Origin of the sequence: Shinella sp. M31, from assembly GCF_049199205.1 — a bacterium.
GTDB lineage: Bacteria > Pseudomonadota > Alphaproteobacteria > Rhizobiales > Rhizobiaceae > Shinella.
The window spans coordinates 13,786-37,312 of the sequence record NZ_JBLZPH010000005.1 but is presented as its reverse complement, the minus strand read 5'-3'; the positions used below and the strand labels follow the sequence as shown (position 1 = coordinate 37,312).

The 23,527-nt window shown below is 63.8% G+C and carries 20 protein-coding genes; 13 read left to right on the top strand and 7 right to left on the bottom strand.

Annotated features, from left to right (window positions below; genetic code table 11):
* The 7 genes from ACOZKU_RS01375 to ACOZKU_RS01345 all read right to left on the bottom strand — a co-directional run.
* The coding region (locus ACOZKU_RS01375; RefSeq protein ID WP_421577351.1) for an RpiB/LacA/LacB family sugar-phosphate isomerase at nt 1-212 on the bottom strand (212 nt) is incomplete at its 3' end.
* A gap of 14 nt (nt 213-226) precedes the next feature.
* Nucleotides 227-997: a triose-phosphate isomerase gene (locus ACOZKU_RS01370; RefSeq protein WP_421577350.1), complete on the bottom strand. Its 771-nt coding sequence runs from the start codon at nt 995-997 to the stop codon at nt 227-229.
* Entirely contained in the window at nt 994-1,767 is a 774-nt protein-coding gene (locus ACOZKU_RS01365; protein WP_421577349.1) for a DeoR/GlpR family DNA-binding transcription regulator, read from the bottom strand. The genes ACOZKU_RS01370 and ACOZKU_RS01365 overlap by 4 nt, the downstream gene beginning before the upstream one ends.
* Nucleotides 1,768-1,845: 78 nt before the next feature.
* Nucleotides 1,846-2,790 (bottom strand): sugar-binding transcriptional regulator, encoded by a 945-nt coding sequence (locus ACOZKU_RS01360; RefSeq protein WP_314091151.1) that lies wholly within the window; start codon nt 2,788-2,790, stop codon nt 1,846-1,848.
* 72 nt (nt 2,791-2,862) lie between these two features.
* The gene (locus ACOZKU_RS01355) at nt 2,863-3,798 is read right to left on the bottom strand and encodes a sugar phosphate isomerase/epimerase family protein (RefSeq protein ID WP_421577348.1); all 936 of its coding nucleotides are present in this window, start codon (nt 3,796-3,798) and stop codon (nt 2,863-2,865) included.
* 7 nt (nt 3,799-3,805) lie between these two features.
* Nucleotides 3,806-5,317 (bottom strand): glycerol-3-phosphate dehydrogenase, encoded by a 1,512-nt coding sequence (locus ACOZKU_RS01350; RefSeq protein WP_421577364.1) that lies wholly within the window; start codon nt 5,315-5,317, stop codon nt 3,806-3,808.
* Between the two features lie 50 nt (nt 5,318-5,367).
* Nucleotides 5,368-6,918 carry an FGGY family carbohydrate kinase gene (locus tag ACOZKU_RS01345; protein ID WP_421577347.1) on the bottom strand — a complete coding sequence of 517 codons (1,551 nt, stop codon included), beginning with the start codon at nt 6,916-6,918 and terminating at the stop codon, nt 5,368-5,370.
* 769 nt (nt 6,919-7,687) lie between these two features.
* Between ACOZKU_RS01345 and ACOZKU_RS01340 the strand changes: the two genes are divergently transcribed.
* The 13 genes from ACOZKU_RS01340 to ACOZKU_RS01280 all read left to right on the top strand — a co-directional run bounded on the left by ACOZKU_RS01340 (nt 7,688) and on the right by ACOZKU_RS01280 (nt 23,526).
* The gene (locus tag ACOZKU_RS01340) at nt 7,688-8,338 is read left to right on the top strand and encodes a DUF2291 family protein (protein WP_421577346.1); all 651 of its coding nucleotides are present in this window, start codon (nt 7,688-7,690) and stop codon (nt 8,336-8,338) included.
* Nucleotides 8,335-9,876, top strand: a complete 1,542-nt coding sequence (locus tag ACOZKU_RS01335; protein WP_421577345.1) for a sugar ABC transporter ATP-binding protein — start codon at nt 8,335-8,337, stop codon at nt 9,874-9,876. Before ACOZKU_RS01340 ends, ACOZKU_RS01335 begins: the two co-directional genes overlap by 4 nt.
* A gap of 13 nt (nt 9,877-9,889) precedes the next feature.
* Nucleotides 9,890-10,930: an ABC transporter permease gene (locus tag ACOZKU_RS01330; protein ID WP_421577344.1), complete on the top strand. Its 1,041-nt coding sequence runs from the start codon at nt 9,890-9,892 to the stop codon at nt 10,928-10,930.
* Between the two features lie 119 nt (nt 10,931-11,049).
* The gene (locus tag ACOZKU_RS01325; RefSeq protein WP_421577343.1) at nt 11,050-11,997 is read left to right on the top strand and encodes a D-ribose ABC transporter substrate-binding protein; all 948 of its coding nucleotides are present in this window, start codon (nt 11,050-11,052) and stop codon (nt 11,995-11,997) included.
* A 115-nt stretch (nt 11,998-12,112) separates the two neighbouring features.
* The gene (locus ACOZKU_RS01320; protein ID WP_421577342.1) at nt 12,113-12,967 is read left to right on the top strand and encodes a DeoR/GlpR family DNA-binding transcription regulator; all 855 of its coding nucleotides are present in this window, start codon (nt 12,113-12,115) and stop codon (nt 12,965-12,967) included.
* A gap of 67 nt (nt 12,968-13,034) precedes the next feature.
* Nucleotides 13,035-14,555: an FGGY-family carbohydrate kinase gene (locus tag ACOZKU_RS01315; RefSeq protein ID WP_421577341.1), complete on the top strand. Its 1,521-nt coding sequence runs from the start codon at nt 13,035-13,037 to the stop codon at nt 14,553-14,555.
* Between the two features lie 14 nt (nt 14,556-14,569).
* Nucleotides 14,570-16,234: a glycerol-3-phosphate dehydrogenase/oxidase gene (locus ACOZKU_RS01310; protein WP_421577340.1), complete on the top strand. Its 1,665-nt coding sequence runs from the start codon at nt 14,570-14,572 to the stop codon at nt 16,232-16,234.
* 90 nt (nt 16,235-16,324) lie between these two features.
* Nucleotides 16,325-18,025 (top strand): dihydroxyacetone kinase family protein, encoded by a 1,701-nt coding sequence (locus ACOZKU_RS01305; protein WP_421577339.1) that lies wholly within the window; start codon nt 16,325-16,327, stop codon nt 18,023-18,025.
* A 290-nt stretch (nt 18,026-18,315) separates the two neighbouring features.
* Nucleotides 18,316-19,143, top strand: coding sequence for a phosphogluconate dehydrogenase C-terminal domain-containing protein (locus tag ACOZKU_RS01300; protein ID WP_421577338.1), 828 nt, complete (start codon nt 18,316-18,318; stop codon nt 19,141-19,143).
* 121 nt (nt 19,144-19,264) lie between these two features.
* A complete protein-coding gene (locus ACOZKU_RS01295) occupies nt 19,265-20,206 on the top strand; it encodes a D-ribose ABC transporter substrate-binding protein (protein ID WP_421577337.1) in 942 nt (313 codons plus the stop codon).
* Between the two features lie 68 nt (nt 20,207-20,274).
* Entirely contained in the window at nt 20,275-20,913 is a 639-nt protein-coding gene (locus tag ACOZKU_RS01290; protein ID WP_421577336.1) for a DUF2291 family protein, read from the top strand.
* Nucleotide 20,914: 1 nt separating this feature from the next.
* Nucleotides 20,915-22,459, top strand: coding sequence for a sugar ABC transporter ATP-binding protein (locus tag ACOZKU_RS01285; protein ID WP_421577335.1), 1,545 nt, complete (start codon nt 20,915-20,917; stop codon nt 22,457-22,459).
* Nucleotides 22,459-23,526: an ABC transporter permease gene (locus tag ACOZKU_RS01280; protein ID WP_421577334.1), complete on the top strand. Its 1,068-nt coding sequence runs from the start codon at nt 22,459-22,461 to the stop codon at nt 23,524-23,526. Before ACOZKU_RS01285 ends, ACOZKU_RS01280 begins: the two co-directional genes overlap by 1 nt.
* Nucleotide 23,527 lies beyond the last annotated feature (1 nt).

Below are 23,527 nucleotides of genomic sequence, written 5' to 3'. Positions count from 1 at the left end.
ACGCCGATGCCGGTGCCGCAGACGAGGATCGCGCGGTCGTATTCGCCGGCGATGACGGCCGAGGCGACGCGGTCGGAAAGGGTGGCGTAGAAGGCATCCGGACCGGCATCGGTGCGCGAGATCTCGTGCACGTCGTGGCGGTCCTTCAGGTGATCGGCGAGAACCTTGGCGAGGCCTTCGCCCGCGCTGTCACCGGCAATAGCGAGTTTCATGGTATGTCTCCTTGTTAGATGGTGGCGGCGCACCGCGCCAGGATGTCGAGATAGCCTTCGACCTTCCAGGCCGAGCGACCGATGAAGAGCCCGTCGATGTCGGGGCAGGCGATCAGTTCTTCGCAATTCCCAGGGTTCACCGAGCCGCCGTAGAGGCAGGGAATGCGCCGACCGAGCACATCCTCTGCCACCTTGGCGATCTCGGCATGGCGGGCATTGGCGTATTCGGCGGTGGCGGGAATGCCGTTTTCGCCTATCGCCCAGACGGGCTCGTAGGCGAGCAGGATTTCGGCCTGCTTTTGGGCGCCCTGGAGCTTTCCGAGCGCACCGCGCACTTCCTTGGCGAGCACCTCGTCGGCGCGACCACTTTCCCGATCTGTCAGCGTCTCGCCGATGCAGATCAGCGGCACGAGGCCGTGGCGCACGGCCGCTTCCGTCTTGAGGCCGACCATCTCGTCCGTCTCGCCGAAATGCTCGCGGCGTTCCGAATGGCCGAGTTCGACCAAATCGAGATTGCAATCCTTCAACATGACAGGCGAGATTTCGCCGGTCCAGGCGCCTTCGTCGGCCCAGTGCATGTTCTGCGCGCCGACCTTGACGGACGTGTCGGAGAGCAGCGCCTTGACCTCGCGCACGGCGGTGAAGGGCGGGATGACGAAGCGCTGAATGCGGGGATTGCGGCCGCCATCGGCCGCCTTCAACCCCTCGGCGAAGACTTTCGCTTCCGCCAGCGTCTTGTTCATCTTCCAGCTCGTGCCGACCCAGAAGTTGCGGCCTTGGCTCATGGTGTTGTCTCCTTGGCGATGCGGACCACGGTTTTGCCGCCGTCAAGCGCGGCGGATGTGTCGTGGGGCAGGTTCTTGTCTGAAATGACGGTGTCGAATTCGGCGAGATCGGCGAGCACATGCAGTGCCGTGTGGCCGAAGCGCCGGCTGTTGATCATGAGGCAGGTCTGCCGGCTGGAGGCCATCATCGCCCGCTTGGTGCGCACCACGGCCTCGTCCATGTGATAGGCGAGCCGGCCGGAGGCGGCAGGCGCCGAGATGAAGGCGATGTCGGCGCGCAGACGCGACAGGGCTTCTTCCGTGACGATGCCAAAATAGGCGTTGAATTTGGCGGAATACACCCCGCCGACGGAAATCAGCGTCACGCCGGAAAGGCCCTTGGCACGCTCCATGATCGCGGCATTGTTGGTGATGACGGTGATCGGCTTCTTTTCCGCGAGCACATCGCCCAGCACCGAAGCCATCGAGCCGTCGTTGATCATCACGGTCATGCCGGGTTCGACAAGCGCGGCGGCCGTCTCGGCCAGCGACCGCTTAACGTCGGCCTCCTGCAATTCGCGGAAGCGGAAATCGCTTTCGAACTGCGTGCCGGCATCAATCGTCGCGCCGCCGCGCACCTTGCGCAGCACGCCGGCCCGTTCGAGGTCGTCGAGATCGCGGTGGATGGTCATCTTGGAGACGCCAAAACGCGCGGCGATCTCATCGAGTTCGACGGCCCGGCTTTCGACGAGCAGATTGATGATTTCCTGCCTGCGCTCTTCCCGTTTCACCGCGTCCTCCCGCTGTCCGCAGTTCTATAACACCAATTTCGGCATATTATAACACTGAAATTGTGATTTTGTGATCTTCTATGCAGAGCTTTGCAGCAGCGTGCGCGCCGTCCGTTCGTCCGTGATCAGTCCATGGAGTTTGTGGCTGTGCAGCACGGCGCGGATCGCCTCCGTCTTGGAGCGACCGCCGGCAATTGCGACGACCCGGTCGCCGCCTTTCTCCGAGAAGGAGGCGGCTAGCGTGCGTGCACTCACGGATGTTTCGAGAATGCGGCCCTTGCTGTCGAAGAAATGGCCGAGCAGTTCTCCGACACCGCCGAGGGCCCGGATCTCCTCCAACTCGTTCGGCTGCAACATGCCGGATGTGACGAGATGCGCCTGGTTGTCGACCGTGCCGATGCCGACGAGTTTCAGATCGGCATTGCGGGCGAGATTGAACACCTCGCTGACACCGCGCTGGGAGAGCAAAACTTCGCGGTCCTCCTCCGTATTGGCGAAGAACGGCACGGGCATCACATAGGCCTGCGTGCCGGTCTTGGCCGCCAGACGGTGCATGACATCATAGGGATTGGCCGCATAGTTGCGGGTAAGGCCGCCGAGCAACGAGACGAAGCGCGTGCCGCTGGCACTGACGCGGGGCAGATGATGCACGGCGGCCGACAGCGTGCGCCCATGGCCAAGCCCGATGACGGCGACTTCACCGCGCTCGATCTCGCGCCGCAGGAAATCCGCGCCGACATGTCCGAGCGTCGTCAACGCCAGCGCATCGTCATCGACATCGGGCGCGACTTCGCAATAATCGAGCCCGTAGCGCTTGGAGAGTTCGACTTCGAGATTGACGCATTCGGCGATATCGCCATCGATGCTGACCTTTACCACGCCTTCGGCGACCGCACGCGCGATCAGTCGGTGCGCCTTGACCGAGGGAATACCGAGGCGCTTGGCCACGGCAGATTGCGTGAAACCCCCGATGTAATGCAGCCAGGCGGCGCGGACGGCGAGGGAATCTTCGTTGTCGGTCATCGGCGATGTCCTGTCCTGCGCAGCAACCGGAAGCGGTTTCCAACCCAGTCTTAGCAAGTAGCCCGGATGCGGTCAGCCCAGCTTGAGATCGGATGCACCGGTATCGATAAACGGCGCCCAGAAGGCGATGCTCTCTGCGATCTGAGGAATGACCTGCCGGTCGTTCGGTTCACGCTCCTTGAAGGAGAGTTCGAGGCAGATCTCGTTGTTTTCAGCACCGCCCTCGGCGAAGGCCTTCAGCAACGGTTCCGGCTGAATGCGGCCTTTAGCGTTGAACTCGGCGGTGAAAGGACGATGGCCGCCCTTATCCATCAGGCTCTGCTTGATGTGGATGATCGGCGACACCTTCGGCACGGCGCGCGCCCAGGCATAGGGTTCGTAGTCGTCGGGATTGCTGGAGGTGACATCGCCATGGTCGATATCAGCCATCATCCACATGGGAATGGCCATGTCGGCGGCGGTCAGCCGATCCTGCAGCGTCATGCATTCGGCAATGGTCTCGCCGAATTCGCGGCCGATGCTCATCGGTTCCCAGAACACATAGGAGAGGCCGGCGCGTTTTGCGTGGTCCGCGACTTCCGCCCAGCAGTCGATGGCGATCCGGATCAACTCTTCGCGGCGGACCGGATCGTCGAAATCCTTGTAGGTGAAGATGGCGAACTGCGTGCCGACGGAGGTGCCGCCGAGGTCGCCGATGATATCGGCGAAGGTCTTGAACCAGTCGACATAGTAGCGGCGTACATCCGCGTCGGGATGGCCGAAATGGTTGAGGCGGCCATAGGGACCGGTCATGCCGGAGGTGACGCGCACGCCGGTGCGCTGGAGCGCCTTGTCCATCTGCCGGGTCAGCCGGCGGATCGTCGCGGCGTTCCAGCTCGGATTGATGAATTCGTGCGTGAGCTGGAGATCGCGCAGTTTCAGGTCGCGTGCGACGGTCTCAATGAGATCGTCGGGATCGGCGAAGCGGTTAACCAGCGGATTGGTGTTGAGCGAGAGCGTCAGCGGCATGGGAACCTCAGGCCGCAGCAAGGCGGGCAGCGTTGAACCAGTCGGCGAAAGCTGCGCGTTCGGCTTCCGTCAGGTGCAGGTAGTGTTTGGTGCGGCGGTAGAGCACGTCTTCCGCCTTTTGCGCCCACTCACTTTCGACGAGGTAGCGCACCTCCGCCTCATAGAACTGCCCGCCGAAATGCCGGCCGAGGTCTTCAAGGCTGGTCGCGTTGCCGACGATCGCCTTGGTGCGGGTGCCGTAGAGGCGGCCATAGTGCTGCACGAGCTTGCGCGGCATCCAGGGATAGCTGTCGCGCAGGCTGTTGGCGAAGGTCTCGTAGTCGGCACCTGGCATATCGCCGCCCGGCAGCGGCGCCTTCTCCGTCCAGTCGCCGCCCATGGTCGGAAAGATGTGCTGGAGGCGGTGCATGCCGCGTTCGGCCAGCTCGCGGAAGGTGGTGATCTTGCCGCCGAAGACGTTGAGCAGCGGCGCACCGCCGGTCTCGTCGAGATCGAAGACATAGTCGCGCGTGACGGCGGAGGGGTTGCCCTTGCCGTCGTCGAACAGCGGGCGCACGCCGGAGAAGGAATGCAGCACGTCCTGCCGGCGCAGCTTCTCCTTGAAGTAGCGGTTCACCGCCTTCAGCAGGTACTCGATCTCCGCCTCGTCGGCCGAAACGTCCTCGGCACGGCCCTCATAGGCGATGTCGGTCGTGCCGATCAGCGCCTTGTCGCCCTCGTAAGGGTTGATGAAGATGACGCGCTTGTCGTGGTTCTGCACGAGATAAGCATTCGACCCGGCCCAGAACTTCGGCACGATGATGTGGCTGCCCTTGACGAGGCGCACATTGCGCGACGAATTCGAGCCGGCGACGCGGTTGATGACGTCGGAGACCCAGGGGCCGGCACAGTTGACGAGGCACTTTGCGCGGAAGGTTCTCGTTTCGCCGGTGACACCGTTCTGCGTCGTGACCGTCCAGGCGCCGTTTTCGCGGCGGGCGGAGGTGGCGGGCGAGCGGGTCAGGACAACCGCGCCCTTTTCGGCGGCGCCGATGGCGTTCAGCGTCACGAGGCGGGCGTCATCCACCCAGCAGTCGGAATATTCGAAGCCGCGCGTGTACTGGTCGAGGATCGGCGTGCCCTCGGGGTCGCGCGTGAGGTCGAGCGTGCGCGTGCCCGGCAGCTTCTTGCGGCCGCCGAGATGGTCGTAGAGGAAGAGGCCGAGGCGCACGAGCCAGGCCGGACGATCCTCAGGGCTATGCGGCAGCACGAAGCGCATGGGCCAGATGATGTGCGGGGCGGCATTGAGCAGCACCTCGCGCTCGATCAGCGCCTCGCGCACCAGGCGGAATTCGTAATATTCGAGATAGCGCAACCCGCCATGCACCAGCTTGCCGGAGCGCGACGACGTTCCCTCGGCCAGGTCGTCCTTTTCGCAGAGCACGACCTTCAAGCCGCGGCCCGCCGCATCGCGGGCGATACCGGCGCCGTTGATGCCGCCGCCGATCACGAAGAGGTCAATAAGCTCGGGCTCGTTCATCTCGTTCTCCTTCAGCGCCAGCCGGGAAGGGCGGCGCACTCGTCGTTTCGTCAGCGGGCTGCCAGGATGTCCCAGGCCGGCGCGATGCCCCGGCGCACCTCGGAATAGGCGGCGAAGAGGCGGTTCATGCGTTCGGTGTCTTCCGGCTTCGGCCGCTCGGCATCGCCAAGCTCCGGCGTCACCCAGTCGGCGATGCAGTCGTCCATCGTGCGGTAGGCGCCAATGGCGACGGCGGCCATCATCGAGGCGCCGGCAGCGCCCGCTTCCTCGCGGGTGCTGACGCGCACCGGGGCGCCAAGGGCGGCACCCAATGTGTTGCGCAGTGAGGCCGAGCGGGCAGCACCGCCGCTGACACGAAGCTCCGAGGGCAGGGCGCCCATGGCGGCGTAGCAATCGCGCGTCGCCATGCCGAGGCCTTCGACGACGGCGCGCACGAGATCCGGATAGCGGTGGCGGCTGGCAAGGCCGGTGAAATTGGCGCGGGCGCGCGCATTGACGAAGGGCCCTCGCTCGCCGGCCTCGGAAATATACGGGTGGTAGAGCACATTGCCCGGCTTGCTGGCCGCAATCCACTGATCGACGCGACCGATCATGTCGCTGAGCCCGACGGTGACGCCGAACTCGCCGAGCAGATCGGCGCCGAGCTGAAGCAGCCAGTCGAGATTGATCGTCGCGCCCATATTGGTCTGCACCTGGGTGACGACGCCGGGGATGGGCAGGGCGATGACATAGCCGGTGCGCTCGGCATTCAGCACGACATCGGCGACGGATTTCGCTTGAAGATGCACGCCCGTCGAGCCGATGGCGGAGCAGGCGGCGTTGCGGCCCTCGCTGCGCACACCGGCACCCAGCGCCGTCATGCACATGTCGACATAGCCGAGGCAGACGGGCGTGCCGGGCTTGAGACCGGCGGCAGCGGCGGCGTCCGCCGTCAGGGGATGCGTTGTTTCCGTGCCCTCGATCACGTCGGGCAGCAGATTGCGGCGGTGCGTCAGGCCGAGCGCGGCGAGCACGTCGTCGTCATAGCAGCGGGTGCGGAAATTGCCGAAGGTGAAGCTCACCTCGGACGGGTCGGTGGCGCGCACGCCCGTCAGGTTGAGATAGAGCCAGTCCTTGCAGTGCATGGCGGCTTCCGCGCCGGCAAGCAGTTCCGGAAAATAGCGGTCCATATGGGCAAGCTGCGTGCCCTGCTGGCAGGTGTTGAGGCCGGTGCCGGTCGCCTCGAAACGCTGGCGGTCGGCGTCGCTGGCGGCAAGGCGCTCGACGGTGGGGGCGGCACGGGCATCGAGCCACAGCCAGGCATCGCCGACGGGGCGGTTGCCGGCGCCGACGAGCCAGGTGCCGTCGCCCTGCGCAGTAACGGCAATGGCGGCGGCGCGCGCGGCAAGATCAGGGACCTTTTCGCCGAGGCCGCGCAGCGCACGCGTGCAATCGAGCCAGGTCTGATCAAGGGATTGCGTAACGGAACCGTCGTCGCTGGTCTTGTAGGCATTGCGTACGGAGGCGGTGGCGATCTGGCGGCCGGAAAGCGTGAAGGCGACGGCCTTCATGACGGAGGTGCCGGCGTCGATGCCGATGATCAGGTCTGCCGTCTCAGCCATGGAGCCCACCCGCGCAGCCCGCGGCAACAAGCGTCGCTTCGCCTGATCCGAAACAATGCATTCCATCCTCCCGATTGTCTTTCGCCAGAGCGCGCGGCGTTCCGGCCAAGGTCATCACAACCTTTCAAGGAAAGTACCACGAGATCTCGCGAACCTCACGATAAAACATACCATAAAGTTATCACATGTCTCGTAAAATTTTTCGCACAACGAATTATTTTTCAGTTATGCTGGATGTCTAAGAAAGGCCTCATTGCGGAAGTCGCGTCGTGGGCGCCTTGTTGGTCAACTGGTGGATCGGCAGAGCTTTTGATTTCGTCTGGATGCCTGAATTCTGAGTTTTATTAAGCAAAAACAATGAAATTTTATCCTCGCGGATTCCTTATAAGGGGTGCCTGATGCCCCGACCACGCAAGTGAGTGCATGCACCGTGCGACTGTAAGGTGCGGCGTGTCGGCGGAGGAAGGAAACTGAATTGTTTTGAAGTGGCCGAAAAACATCGGTTGACAGCTTGTGATAAGTTAACGTACATATTGGGACATATCACACATATATATCGCAATTGCGAAAAAGTGTGCACTGCAGCGCAAGGTGGGTGAGGAGATCCGGCCGGCGCCGTTCATGGGGAGGACTTCATGACATGTTCTGTTTGGAAGGCATCGATATCAGGCCGCGGCGCCATAGATGTGTCTCTCAGCGCGTCTTGTCGCCAAACCCCTCCCGGCGCCACCGCTGACGCTTCCAACGTTCAACCGCAAGGCCTACCCACATGACTGACGCCACGCTCCCGAAATCGTCCCAGCCTGCCCGCAGCTATCGCTGGATCGGCATCGCCGCCGCCGTCGGGCTGGTCGGCGCCATGGCCTTCGACACCAAGATCGTGCAGATCGGCTCGGAAGCCGACGTTCAGGTTCAGAAATTCTCGCCGGAAGCCTTCGGCACGGAGCAGTTCCCGCTCATCAAGCAGAGTGTCGAGACGCGCGCCGCCGATGCGGTCGAGCTGGCGCAGGCCATCGCTGCCGACAAGAAGGCGGCCAGCGAGAAATACGGCGTCAAGACCTCCACCGGCCCGGTCTTCCCGGTCAAGTTCACCGGCGTGATCGGCGAGCGCAAGGCGAACTACAATGTCATCGCCGTCGAAGGCCTTCCGGCCGAACTGACGCTGCGCGTCCAGACCGGTCCGGCACTGAACGGCACGGACCTGCGCGATGCGACGGGCCAGATCGAATTCGGCCAGTTCAAGAACCAGATCGAATACCAGGACGCCGGCTCGGCCATCAACAACAAGGTCAAGAAGGTCGTTCTCGGCGGCATCGACCCGGCCGCCCTTTCCGGCAAGACCGTTTCCGTCATCGGTGTCTTCAAGCTCGTCAATCCGAAGAGCTGGATCGTCACCCCCGTGAGGTTCGACGTCCAATGAGCGCGATACCGCAAGCCGGCCCTAAAGGTGAAGTGGTGCTTGCCGCGCGCAACGTGGCGAAATCCTATGGCAGCGTCCATGCCCTCAAGGGCGTGAACTTCGATATCCATCGCGGGCAGGTGACGACCCTGTTCGGCGAAAACGGCGCCGGCAAGTCGACGCTGATGAAAATCCTGTCCGGTGTGGTCAAGCCAACATCGGGCGAAATCGTTCTCGATGGGGAGCCGGTCGTTTTCGCGTCATCCTCCCAAGCCCGTGACCGCGGCATCTCCATCATCCATCAGGAGCTCAGCCTCGCCCCGAACATGAATGTTCGCGACAACATCTTCATGGGTCGCGAAATCATGACGGCGACGGGCGTGGACTTTGCTGAGGAAGAGCGCCAGACGCGCCTCCTGATGGAAGAACTCGAGGAGGACATCGATCCTCTGACGCCTGTCGAGGACTTGCGGCTGGGCCAGCAGCAGATCGTCGAGATCGCGCGTGCGCTTTCCGTCAATTCGCGCATTCTCATCATGGATGAGCCGACTTCGGCGCTGTCGGCCTCCGAGGTCGAGGTGCTGTTCAAGGTCATCCGCGACCTCACCAGCCGCGGCGTCTCCATCGTCTATATCTCGCACCACCTCGAAGAGGCCCTGCAGATCACCCATCATGCGGTGGTGCTACGCGACGGCACGATGACGGCCTATGCCGAGCGCAAGGACATTGATCTCGAATGGATCGTGCGCCACATGGTCGGCGACAATTTCGACCTCGGTTCACCGCCGACCGGCTATGATATGGGTCCCGTCTCGCTCGCCATCGAAGGGCTGACCGTTCCCGATCCGGGCGGCGCCGGCTATTCGGTCGTTGACGGCATGTCGCTGTCGGTGCGCGCCGGCGAAATCGTCTGCATCTACGGCCTGATGGGCGCCGGCCGCACAGAGCTGCTCGAAACCGTCGCGGGCCGCCTGAAGGCGACCGCCGGCAGGGTCATGCTGAAGGGCAGGGACGTCACCGGCCAGACGATCGCGCAGTGCATCCACGACGGCCTCGTGCTCGTGCCGGAAGACCGCCAGCGCGATGGCCTGGTGCAGACCATGACCGTCGGCCGCAATCTCTCGCTTGCCAGCCTCGGCGCTTTCACGCGCGGCCTCTTCACCTCCACGTCGCGCGAAGTCGGGCTCGTCGATAATGCGATCCGCAAGGTGCATATCAAGACGGATGGCGGGGCGGCCCCCATCGGCTCGCTCTCCGGCGGAAACCAGCAGAAGGTGGTCATCGGCAAGATGCTGGCGACCGACCCCGAAGTCATCCTGCTCGACGAGCCGAGCCGCGGCATCGATATCGGCGCCAAGGCGGAAGTCTTCAAGCTGCTGGCCGAGCGCGCCAGGCAGGGGCTTGCCGTGGTCTACACGACCTCGGAAGTCGGTGAATGCCTCAGCATCGCGCATCGCATCATCGTCATGCGGCGTGGCCGCATCTCCGCCGAATTCGGTCCCGACGTGACCAAAGAACAGATCATGGCCGCCTCGGGCGAAGCCGTGCATGCCCATTAGGAGCGCTGAAGCCATGTCAGTCACACCTGCAATCCAGACCAAGGCAGCGGCAAGCGGCGGCAAGCGCAAGAAGAGCCTGATCGAGCTGCTGTTCGAGGGCCGCGCCTTCTTCGCGCTGATCGCCATCATCGTCGTCTTCTCGCTGATGTCGCCGAACTATCTCACGGTCAGCAATTTCCTGATCATGGCCTCGCATGTCGCCATTTTTGGCCTGCTCGCCATCGGCATGCTGCTGGTCATCCTGAACGGCGGCATCGACCTCTCCGTCGGCTCGACCTTGGGGCTTGCCGGCGTCGTTGCGGGCTTCCTGATGCAGGGCGTGACGCTGCCGCAGCTCGGCATCATCCTCTACCCGTCGGTCTGGGTCGTCGTGGTGCTGACATGCCTGCTCGGCGCTGTCGTTGGCGCGGTGAACGGTGTGCTCATCGCCTATCTGCGGGTGCCGGCCTTTGTTGCGACGCTCGGCGTGCTCTATGTCGCCCGCGGCATCGCACTGCTGATGACCAACGGTCTCACCTACAACAATCTCGGCGGCCGCCCGGAACTCGGCAATACCGGTTTCGACTGGCTCGGCTTTAACCGTCTGGCCGGCGTTCCGATCGGTGTTCTCGTGCTCTTCGTCTTCGCCATCGCCTGCCACGTCCTGCTCGCCCGCACTGCCTTCGGTCGCTGGCTCTATTCCTCCGGTGGCAACGAGCGTGCGGCGGAATTGTCGGGCGTGCCGGTCAAGCGCGTCAAGATCACGGTCTACGTACTCTCCGGTATCTGCGCCGCCGTCGCCGGCCTCGTTCTCTCCTCGCAGCTGACCTCCGCAGGCCCGACCGCCGGCACCACCTATGAACTGACGGCAATCGCCGCCGTCGTCATCGGCGGTGCGGCACTGACCGGTGGCCGCGGCACGGTCATCGGCACCATGCTTGGCGCCTTCGTGATCGGCTTCCTTTCGGATGGCCTCGTGATCATCGGCGTCTCCGCCTACTGGCAGACGGTTTTCACCGGCGCCGTCATCGTTACCGCTGTTCTCTTGAACAGCGTGAAATACGGCCGCCGCTGAGACCAGCGGCGACCGACACCAACGGACTGCTGTCGGGAGAGGCGGACCATCGAGTGGCCCGAGAGCGGAAAGTATTGCCGAAAATCGGCGCAATCGAACTCAACAAAGGGAGTGAGACCATGTTTAAAAAAGGTATGCGAGTTCTCTTCGCGGCAACGGCCGTCATGCCGCTGCTGTTCAGCTCTGCCTGGGCCGAAGGCCTGATCACGGTCATCGTCAACGATCCGTCGAACCCCTACTGGTTCACGGAAGGCGAAGTTGCCAAGAAGACCGCTGAAAGCCTCGGCTACACGGCCAATGTCGGCGCCCACAAGGGTGACACCAACACCGAGAGCAACCTCGTAGACACCGCCATCACCAACAAGTCGGTCGCGATCATCCTCGATCCGGCAAACGCCGACGGTTCGGTCGGTGCGGTGAAGAAGGCCGTTGCCGCCGGCATCCCGGTCATTCTCGTCAATGCCGAGATCAACCAGGAAGGCCTTGCCAAGGCACAGCTCGTTTCGAACAACGCCCAGGGTGCTGCCCTCGGTGCCCAGCAGTGGGTCGAAGCGGTCGGCGACAAGGGCAAGTATGTCGAACTCTTCGGCGCTCCCTCCGACAACAACGCTGCAACGCGTTCGAACGGCTACGAAACCGTGCTGACGCAGTACCCGGACCTCGAAAAGTCCGGCAAGGAAGTGGCTGACTGGGATCGCACCAAGGGCCATGCCAAGATGCAGTCGCTGCTTCAGGCCAACCCCGACATCATCGGCGTGATCAGCGGCAACGACGAAATGGCTCTTGGCGCGATTGCGGCGCTCAAGGAAGCCGGCAAGCTCGATCAGGTCAAGGTCGGCGGCTTCGACGGTTCGCCGGACGCTGTTGCGGCCATCAAGGCGGGCGAACTCCAGTACACCGTCCTCCAGCCGGTTGCCGTCTTCTCGGAAGCGGCCGTCAAGCAGGCCGACAACGTCATCAAGAACGGCTCGACCGGCGTCGATACCGAAAAACAGCTCTTCGATTGCCTGCTGATCACCAAGGACAATGTCGACAAGTACACCGCTCCCTTCGTTCTGAGCGAGTAATCGAGACCGGGAGCGCCTTTTCGGGCGCTCCCGCCCTCATACCCGGGGTCTCCCGGCCCAGCTTGGCATTTTCCTTGCCGCCCGATACGAGATACGAAAGCTCTCACCTCGAAGCATGGCAGGATTTCCCGTGAACAAGAAAGTCGACGTCAAGGATTTGCTTTCGGAAGAGCTTCCGAGCGACAGCCGCCATGCGCGCCAACTCGTGCGGCGCCAGATGATTGCCGAGACTGTCATCGCCGAGGGCTCCATCCGCATCGAGGACCTGACCGAGCGCTTCGGCATCAGCCTGATGACGGCGCACCGCGATGTCGACGACCTCGTCAGCCGCGGCCTGTTCCGCAAGACGCGCGGTGTCGTTTCGGCCGCACCCACCAGCCTGATCGAATCCTCCGACGCCTATCGCGCTACCAAGCAGGCCAAGGAGAAGAAGGCGATCGCCAGGGCCGCCATGCAGTTCGTCGAGCCTGGGCAGGCGATCTTCATGGATGACGCCACCACCGTGCACGAAATGACGCGTTTCCTGCCGGCCAAGGTGCCGCTGACGGTCATCACCAATTCGCTCGTGCTGATCAACGAGCTGAAGGAGGTTGTCGATCTCAACCTCATCTGTCTCGGGGGACAGTTCTACCATTGGTGCAATGCCTTCATGGGGCACATCACCAGCAACGAAATCCGCCGGCTGCGCGCCGACACCGTGTTCATGTCGCTCTCGGCCATCGTCGACGACGTGGTCTACCACCAGTCGCCCGAGACGGTCGCGACCAAGCGGGCGATGTTCGAAAGCTCGTCGAAACGCGTGCTGCTGGCCGATCACACCAAATTCGAACGGCGCGCGCTGCACCACTTCGCGGCGCTCGAAGAATTCGACGCCGTAGTTGTCGATGAGGATATCCCGATCTCCCATCTGTCGCGCATGCGCTCGAAGGGGATCAACGTCATTGTGGCGGATGGGGAACGGTCCGGCTGAGGTTCCGCTGTCGCGGAATGCCTGATGCCCGGTGTCGTTTCTCCTTCGCTTGAGAATGGAGACAACGATGCCCTGCATCATGGGTATAGACAGCGGCCTGACGGTCACCAAGGCCGTGATTTTCGATGCGGATGGAACCGTGCTGGCGATTGCCCGCCGCCGCGTTCCTCAGCTCATTCCGGCTCCCCAGCATGTCGAGCGCGACATGGATGGCCTGTGGGCCGCGACGGCGGATGCCATCCGCGAGGCGGTCGCCGCCTGTGGCCGCCCGGCCTCCGATATTCTCGCGATTGCCGCGACGGCGCATGGCGATGGCATTTATCTGCTCGATGAGGAGAAGCGGCCACTCGGCAATGCCATCGTGTCGCTCGACACGCGCGCCGATGCGATTGCCGACGCATGGAACGAAAGCGAGATCGGTGACCAGTCGCTTGTGCTCACCGGCCAGAAACCGCATGCCTCCGCGCCCTCCGCCATCCTGCGCTGGATCCGCGATTACGAGCCCGAACGCTACGCCCGCATTGCGCATTTCATCGCCGCGAAGGACTGGCTGCGCTTTTGCCTGTGCGGGACGATCGGCACTGACCGCACGGAAGCCAGCACGTCCTTCACCAATGTTTTGACGCAGGACTATGCCGACGACGCCTTCCGTCTCTTCGGACTGGACCGCCTCGCCGGACGGCAGCCGCCGATGGCGGGCTCGACCGAGATCGTCGGCGGTGTGACGTCGGAGACCGCGCGTCAGACCGGACTTGTCGCGGGCACGCCGGTCATGGCCGGCCTGCACGATGTCACGGCATCGGCGCTCGGCATGGGCGGTTACGGGGAGGGCGTGGTGGCGGTCATCGCCGGCACCTATTCGATCAACGAGACGGTCTCGCCGGTGCCGAAGGTCGATGGCCGCTGGTTCTGCCGCAACGGCATCCTGCCCGGTGAATGGAACAACATGTCCATTTCCCCCGCCTCGACCGCCAACTACGACTGGTTCATCGATCAGTTCTGCGCTGCCGATGCCAAGGCGGCGGAGGCCGCGGGCGAGAGCATCCATGCGATCCTCGGCAAGGAATTGGAAGTCGCGCGCGAACGTCCCTCCAGCGCCTTCTTCCACCCCTACCTCTTCGGCTCGCCCTTCGGCGGCGCCTCCAGCGCCGGTTTCTACGGCCTCAATGCCTGGCACGACCGCGGCGACCTGGTGCGCGCCGTGCTGGAGGGCATCGCCTTCAATCACCGCGTCCATGTCGATGCGCTGCGCGACGGCTTTGCACCTACATCGGCCCGCCTGACCGGCGGCATCTCGCGCAATCCCGCCATGGCCGGGCTTTTTGCCGATATCCTTGGCCTGCCGGTCACGGCGACGCGCACGGAAGAGGCGGCCGCCTGGGGTGCTGCGCTCTGCGCGGGTGTCGGCGCCGGGCTGTTTGCCTCGCCGACCGACGATCCGCGCGATCTCGCCTCGATCGAAACCACCTACCAGCCGGATCCTAACCGCCAAAAAGCCTATGACGAGAAATACCGGGTCTTCCTCGATCTCGCCGGGGCCATGAAGCCGCTCTGGCCGGTGCTGCGGCGTCTTGGTGCCGGGAAATGACAGGAATGCCCATCATGACGGATACCACGGTCGAGACTTTCGACGTCATCATCCTCGGCGCCGGCATCAACGGGGCAGGGCTCTTTCGCGATCTCTGCCTGCAGGGCTTGAAATGCCTCATCGTCGACAAGGCCGATTTCGGCTCCGGCACCAGTGCGGCCCCCTCGCGCCTCATCCATGGCGGTATCAAATATCTGGAGACCGGCGAACTCGGCCTCGTCGCGCAGTCGACGCTGGAGCGCAACCTGCTTTTGCGCAACGCGCCGCATTGCGTCGAGGCACTGCCGACCTTCATTCCCTCCTTCTCGCTGATGAAAGGCGCATTCGCGGCCCTGCGCACGCTGTTCGGCTCGACGACGGCGCCGCGCAGCCGGGGCGCTGTGCTCATCAAGATCGGCCTTGCGCTCTACGATCTCTACGGTGCGCGCCACCGCGTCATGCCGAAGCACCAGTTTTTCTTCCGCCGCAAGGCGCTTGCGGAAATGCCGGAAATCACCCCGCGCATCGTCGCGGGCGGGATCTATTACGACGCCAAGATCAGCCGGCCGGAACGTCTCGTCTGGGAGCTGGTGCGCGACGGTCTCGATGCCAGCTCGGCTTCGGCTGCGATGAACGACACCACGTTGCTCGGGCAGGAGGAGGGCGTACTCCGCCTACAGGGTCCGAATGGCGGTGAGCGCAACGTTCGCGCCGACATCGTGGTCAACGGCGCGGGGCCATGGATCGATGCCGTCAACGCGACGCTCGGCATTTCGGGAAAACTGATCGGCGGCACCAAGGGCTCGCATATCCTGCTGAGGCACCCCGCGCTGGTGAAGAGCCTGAAGGGCCGGATGATCTATTTCGAGGCGGACGATGGCCGCATCTGCCTCGTCTACGATTTCCTTGGCCTCGCGCTCGTCGGCTCGACGGATATCAAGGCCGACAACCCGGAGACGGTGCGCTGCGAGGAGGACGAGGTCGATTATTTCCTCGCCAGCCTCAGCTCGCTCCTGCCGAGGCTGGACTTCAGCCGCGACCAGATCGTCTACGCCTATAGCGGCATTCGCCCGCTGCCGGCGTCGGATGCCAGCAATCCCGGCCTGATCAGCCGCGACCATTCCGCACCCGTCGCCGAGCCGGGCGAGGGGCGGCCGTTCCCGGTCATCTCGCTCGTCGGCGGCAAATGGACGACCTTCCGCGGCTTTGCCGAAGAGGTGGCCGACACGATCCTGGCGCGGATCGGCCGCAACCGGAAGACCAGCACGCAGATGCTGCCGATCGGCGGCGGGCGCGGCTTCCCGGTCGATGACGCGGCGCGCCGCGCCTGGATTTCCCAGCGCGCGGCGAAGAGCGGCCTGCCCGCCCAGCGCGTCGAAGCCCTTCTCGCCCGCTACGGCACGACGGCCGATGCGGTGCTCGCCCATATCGCGCAGGTCGGCGATACGCCGCTACACCAAGTCGATGGCTATGGGCGCGCGGAGATCGACTGGATTGTGCGTAACGAAATGGTCGAGCATCTCGCCGACATCGTTCTGCGCCGCACGACGCTCGCCATCGAAGGCAAGGTAACCGCGGCAGGCTTGAACGAGATTGCCGATGTCGCCGCGCCCGCGCTCGGTTGGGATGCGGGGCGCCGCGCCACGGAGATTGCCGCGATTGCCGAACATCTGACGGTTTTCAACCGCGTAAGCCTTTGAGGTTTCACGGTTCAAGCTGGCGTCTTTGCTCTTTTCTCCGCGCCGTCCCTGTTGCATCTTCACGGGCATGATTGCCTGCGGGAGGAACCAGTGACCAAGATCGTCGACGACTCCGAAACCTTCGCTGCCTCCGCCCTTGCGGGCTTTTCCCGTGTCTACGGGCGCTATGTCCGGCTGGTGAAGGGCGGCGTGGTGCGTTCCACGGCGGTGCCGCAGGGCAAGGTCTCGGTCATCGTCGGTGGGGGCTCGGGGCACTATCCGGCCTTTGCCGGCTATGTCGGGCCGGGCATGGCCGATGCCGCGGTCGCAGGGGAAGTCTTCGCCTCACCGTCGACAGCGGCGGTCGCGCGCGTGTGCCGCAATGCGGATTACGGTGGCGGCATCCTGCTCGGCTTCGGCAACTATGCCGGCGATGTGTTGAATTTCGGCGTGGCGGCCGAGCGCCTGCGCGCCGAGGGCATCGATGTGCGCATCGTCACCGTCACGGACGATGTGGCGAGCGCCCCGGCGGACCAGCATCTGCGCCGGCGCGGCATCGCGGGTGATTTCGTCGTCTTCAAGATCGCGGGGGCTGCGGCGGAGGCGGGGCTCGATATCGACGCGGTCGAGCGTATCACCCGGCATGCCAATGACCGGACCTTCTCCTTTGGTGTCGCCTTCGGCGGTTGCACGCTGCCGGGTGCCACGGAACCGCTCTTCACCGTGCCGCGCGGCACGATGGCGCTCGGCCTCGGCATCCATGGCGAGCCGGGCATCCGCGATGCCGAAATCGTGCCTGCGCGGGCGCTGGCGAAATTGCTTGTCGAGACGGTTCTGGCCGAGCGCCCGGCCGGCGCGCGCCGCGCGGCCATCCTGCTGAACGGGCTCGGCGCCACCAAATACGAAGAGCTTTTCGTGCTCTGGGGCGCGGTGGAAACCCTGCTTCAGGCATCGGGTGTCGATCTCGTGGCGCCCGAGGTCGGCGAATATATCACGAGCCTCGATATGCAGGGCTGCTCGTTGACGATCCTGTGGCTCGATGCGGAACTGGAGCGCTATTGGCTGGCGCCATGCGACACGCCGGTCTTCCGTCGCGGCGAAACCTTTCGCACGGAGCCGGCGGCGGTTCGTCCTGATGTCGATGACGACGCGCCGGTTTTTGGCCCGGCATCCTCGGCGTCGCGGGAGAGCGCCCGCTGCCTTGCCGGCATTCTCGATGGCATGTTCTCGGCGCTGAGCGAGGCGGAGGCCGAGCTTGGCAGGATCGATGCCTTTGCCGGTGATGGCGACCACGGCCAGGGCATGCGCCGTGGCGCGACCGCCGCCCGCGAGGCGATCCATAAGGCGGTGGCGGCCGGCGCCGGCGCGCGGAGCGCCCTTGCGGTGGCCGGTGATGCCTGGGCAGACCGTGCCGGCGGCACGTCCGGCGCCATCTGGGGGCTGCTGCTGCGCTCTTGGAGCTCCGCCTTCTCAGACGAGGCGGCATTCGAGGGTGCCGATGTGATCCGCGGCGCGCGCATCGCCCTCGACGATGTGATGCGACTGGGCGGCGCAAAGCCCGGCGACAAGACGCTGGTGGATGCCTTCGTTCCCTTCGTCGCCGCGCTGGAAACCGCCAAGGCGGACGGGCTTTCCCTCAAGGACGCCTGGCAGAAGGCGAGCGCGACCTGCCGGCAGGCGGCGGAGGCCACCGCGCCGCTCTCGCCGCGGCTTGGCCGCGCGCGCCCGCTTGCCGAACGCAGCATCGGTCATCCCGATGCCGGGGCTATCTCGCTTGCCCTCATCGCCGCAACGATTGCCGCCCGCCTCTGACGGTTTTAGGCGTCGAACATCCCATATCTGATGTGACATTGAACCGAGCGTCGTGTGACGCTCGTCGCGTTTCTCCCTATGAAAGTCGATTTATTTCAACAGCTTAATAGCTGTTTCCGATGTTGGTGGTATATCGCCTCCATGTGGCATTCACATGAACATCACATATCCACACAGATAGTTATTGACTTGTTATACCAGTTGGGAAATATAGACCCATACCGGGCAACCGGCGGAGGAAATTCCGGCTGGACGGGTCTGTCCAGCCGCATGCATCAGGGAGGTTTTCGATGACATCGATCGCGTTGTTCGGCGCCGGCGGCAAAATGGGCTATCGGCTCGCCAAGAATCTCATGGGTTCGCGCTTCGATGTTCGCCATATCGAGGTAAGCGAGGCGGGCCAGAAACGCCTCTCGGACGATCTCGGTCTCTCCTGCGTCTCCGCCGATGAAGGCCTCGACGGTGCCGATGTCGTCATCCTCGCCGTGCCGGATACGGCGATCGGAAAGGTCGCCGCCGGCATTGCCGACAAGTTGAAGCCGGGCACGATGGTTGTGGCACTCGATGCTGCCGCCCCCTTCGCCGGCCACCTGCCGGAGCGCGCGGACCTCACCTATTTCGTCACGCATCCCTGCCATCCGCCGATTTTCAACGACGAGACGGTTCCTGCCGCCAAGCGCGATTTCTTCGGCGGCATCGCCGCCAAGCAGCACATCGTGTCCGCCCTGATGCAGGGACCGGAGGAGGCTTACGGCCTCGGCGAGGAAATCGCCAAGGTCATCTGGGCGCCGGTCATGCGCTCACACCGCGTCACCGTCGAGCAGATGGCGCTTCTGGAGCCCGGCCTGTCCGAGACGGTCTGCGCCTCGCTGCTCGTCGTCATGCGCGAAGCCATGGATGAATGCGTGCGCCGCGGCGTTGCCAAGGAAGCCGCCCGCGACTTCCTGCTCGGCCACATGAACGTGCTCGGCGCGGTCATCTTCGAAGAGACGCCCGGCGTGTTCTCCGATGCCTGCAACAAGGCCATTGAGTTCGGCAAGCCCGTGCTGATGAAGGACGACTGGAAGCGCGTGTTCGAGCCCGCGGAAATCGCGGCCAGCATCCAGCGCATCACCTGATTTCCGGCGGGCGCTGCCCGCCGCTGCCGGCGCCACGTGTGCCGGACAAAGATTGCACCGGCGCGACCATGTTCAATGGAGGGATGGTCGCAGGGAGCCGGTGTCTAACCGGGAGGAACATATGAATATTACCCGTAGACTGATCACCGTCGGTTTTGCTGCCGTCATGGCCGCAGGCGTCGCCATGCCGTCCTTCGCGGCCGACCTCATCGCCATCATCACGCCGAGCCACGACAACCCGTTCTTCAAGGCGGAAGCCGTCGGCGCGGAAGCCAAGGCCAAGGAACTCGGCTACGACACGCTGGTTCTGGTGCATGACGACGACGCCAACAAGCAATCGCAGCTGATCGATACGGCCATCGGCCGCGGCGCCAAGGCGATCATCCTCGACAATGCCGGCTCGGAAGCCTCGATCGCCGCCGTTCAGAAGGCCAAGGATGCCGGCATCCCGTCCTTCCTGATCGACCGCGAAATCAACGCCACGGGCGTTGCCGTCTCGCAGATCGTTTCGAACAACTATCAGGGCGCGCAGCTCGGTGCCGAAGAGTTCGTCAAGCTGATGGGCGAGAAGGGCAACTATGTCGAGTTGCTCGGCCGCGAAGCCGATCTCAATGCCGGTATACGCTCCAAGGGCTACCACGATGTCATGGACGAATATCCCGACATGAAGATGGTCGCCCAGCAGTCGGCCAACTGGAGCCAGACCGAAGGTTACTCCAAGATGGAGACCATCCTTCAGGCCAATCCGGACATCCAGGGCGTGATCGCCGGCAACGACACGATGGCCATGGGCGCGATCGCCGCTCTCCAGGCTGCGGGCCGCAAGGATGTTATCGTCGTCGGCTTCGACGGGTCCAACGACGTGCGCGACTCGATCAAGGCAGGCGGCATCAAGGCGACCGTCATGCAGCCGGCTTACGCCCAGGCCCAGCTCGCCGTGACCCAGGCAGACACCTACATCAAGACCGGCAAGGGCCCGGCCGAAGAGAAGCAGCTGATGGACTGCGTGCTCATCACCGCCGACAACGCCGCCAAGCTCGAGACTTTCGCGCTCTCGGAATAATCCTCCCGCGATGGCGCGAGGTGGGGTGCAGCCCCGCCTCGCGTTTTCTATCTATTCGGAGATTGGGAATGCCAAGGTTTCAGGCTGCCTGTACACTCGTGCTCGCCGGCGCGCTTGCGCTTTCCGGCTGCAAATTCGTCAAGACCGAGGACGAACAGAAGCAGGCGGCGGCCGGTGCCTTCAATCCAGACAAGCTCGTTGCCGATATCTGGGATGTCAAGGTCGTGCCCTTCCTTCAGGAGCGTGCCGGCACTTTCCAGGAGGTCTCGGCGCTGGCCAACAGCAATCTCGATGCGGCCGCTGAAAAATACGGCCACAAGGAAAAGCAGGGCAATGCGCCCTGGACCTTCGCCGCGAAGATCGACGGTGTGATCGTCGCCGAGGAAACCAAGTCCCGCGCCGGCTATGTCGACGTCGATGTGGACGGCGACAGACAAGCCGATGTGCGCGTCGCGATCGGCCCGGCGGTCCGCGGCACGGCGATCCGCGACAGCCTGAAATTCGTGAATTTCAACGAGTTCAAGAACCAGATCGAATGGGCGCAGTACGGCAAGTCGTTCAACACCCATGTGAACGGCCTGCTGCTTGAAAAGCTGCCCCGTGAAAACCTGACGGGCAAGACGATCAAGGCGCTTGGCGCCTATCCGTTGCCGGCCAAGGGCCAGCTGCCGCTGTTCGTGCCCGTGACGATCACGGTCGGAGGCTGACATGAACGCCACCGACGACGGCGACGTCATTCTCGAACTGAAGGACATCACCAAGGCCTATTCCGGCATCGTTGCGCTGAAGAAGGCGGACCTGAAGCTTAGGCGGGGCGCGGTCAACGTGCTGGTCGGCGAGAACGGTGCGGGCAAATCGACCATGATGCGCATCATCGCCGGTGTGGAACGCCCGACGCTCGGCGAAATCTGGATGGACGGCGAACGCATCCATCTCAACAGCCCGGCAGACGCGGTGCGCCACGGCATCGGCATCGTCTTCCAGGAGCTGAACCTCTTCGGCAATCTCTCGGTCGCCGAAAACATTTTTGCGACGCGCGAGATCACGCGCGGCCTGCGCGGCATCGACCACAAGGCGCAGGTCGAGAAGGCCAACGAATTCCTCAACCGCCTCGAAGCCGGCATTTCAGCAGATACGCTTGCGGAAGACCTGCCGATCGGCCAGCAACAGCTCGTCGAGATCGCCCGCGCCGTCTCGCTCGACACGCGCATCCTCATCATGGACGAGCCGACCTCGGCGCTGAGTGCGGCGGAAGTCGATGTGCTCTTCCGGGTCATCGCCGATCTCAAGGCGCGCGGCGTCGCCATCGTCTATATCTCGCACCGGCTGGAAGAGCTGATGCGCATCGGTGACTACATCACCGTGCTGAAGGACGGCCAGATCACCGGCCATGCCATGGTCAAGGACATCGACACGCGCTGGATCGTGCGCTCGATGATCGGCTCGGACGCCAAGGATTTCGCCAAGCAGGTCGATCATGCGCCGGGCGAAGAGGTCTTCCGCACGGAGGATATCTGCCTGCCGCGTGCGCAGGGCGGCTATGCGGTCGATCACGTCTCGATCGGCGTGCGCAAGGGCGAAATCCTCGGTATCTACGGCCTGATGGGTGCGGGGCGCTCCGAGCTTTTCGAATGCATCATGGGCCGACACGAGCATTACACCGGCAAGATTTTCGTCGAGGGCGAGGAGTTGAAGGGGCGCGACACGACCCGGCGCATCCGCGAGGGCCTGTCGCTGATCCCGGAGGACCGGCAGCGCGAAGGCCTCGTGCAGTCCATGTCGATTGCCGACAACCTTTCCATGGCGAGCCTCGGCCAGTTCCTGAAGGCCGGCTTCCACATCGACCTGAAGCGCGAGAAGGAGGCGATTGCCAACGCGATCCGCAACCTCTCGATCAAGGCGAAGAACCCGGATCTCGACGTCACCTCCATGTCGGGCGGCAACCAGCAGAAGGTTGTCATCGGCAAGGCGCTGATGACCGGGCCGAAGGTGCTTTTGATGGACGAGCCGAGCCGCGGCATCGATGTCGGCGCCAAGGCGGACGTTTTCCGCACCATGCGGCGACTGGCGGGCGAGGGGCTCGCGATCCTCTTCTCCACCTCGGACCTCGAAGAGGTCATGGCGCTCTCCGACCGCATCGCGGTGATGAGCAACGGCCGGCTGGTCATGGTGGTGGACCGCAAGGACGCCACCGAGGACATGGTGATTTCGGCCTCCGCAGAGGGACATAAAACCAAAAGGATGCATGCGTGATGACGACAGCAACGCACACTGCCGCCACCGGCAACCACCTTTCCACCGGCGCCGCCCTGCTCACGCTGATGAAGCTTCGCACCTTCATCGCGCTCTTTGCGGTCATCATCTTCTTCTCGATCTTCGCGCCGAATTTTTTGTCGACCGCGAACATGATCCTGATGTCGAAGCACGCGACGCAGAACGCCTTCCTTGCCATCGGCATGACCTTCGTCATCATCACCGGCGGCATCGACCTGTCGGTCGGCTCCATCGTGGGCCTGTGCGGCATGATCGCGGGTGGCCTCATCATGTATGGCGTGGCGCTGCCGCTCGGCTACACGGTCTATTTCAACGTCGTCGAGGTGGCGATCATCGTGGCCATCGTCGGCATCGTCATCGGCGCGGTCAACGGCCTCTTGATCACCCGCCTCAATGTGGCGCCCTTCATCGCGACGCTCGGTACGCTCTACGTGGCGCGGGGCATGGCGCTGCTCTATTCCGACGGCCAGACGCTGCCCAATCTCACGGGCCGCGAAGACCTCGGCAACCAGGGTTTTGCCTATCTCGGCTCCGGCTCGATCCTCGGCCTGCCGGTCTCCGTCTGGATCCTCATCGTCGTGGCGCTGGGCGCGGCCTATTTCGCCCGCTTCGTGCCGCTCGGCCGGCATATCTTCGCCGTCGGCGGCAATGAGCGGGCGTCGCGCATGTCCGGCATCCGCGTCAACCGCGTGAAGATGTTCGTCTACATGTTCTCCGGCTTCTGCGCGGCCATCGTCGGCCTCGTCATCTCCTCGGAACTGATGGCCTCCCATCCGGCGACCGGCACCAATCTTGAGCTGAATGCCATTGCGGCGGCCGTTCTGGGTGGTACATCCATGTCGGGCGGGCGGGGCACGATCGGCGGCACGATCATCGGCGCCTTCGTGATCGGTATTCTGTCGGATGGTCTGGTGATGATGGGGGTCAGCTCCTTCTGGCAGATGGTGATCAAGGGGCTCGTGATCATCGTGGCCGTGGTGGTCGACCAGGCGCAGCGCCGCCTCCAGCAGCGCGTCACCCTGATGCAGATGGCAAAGGCAGGCTGAG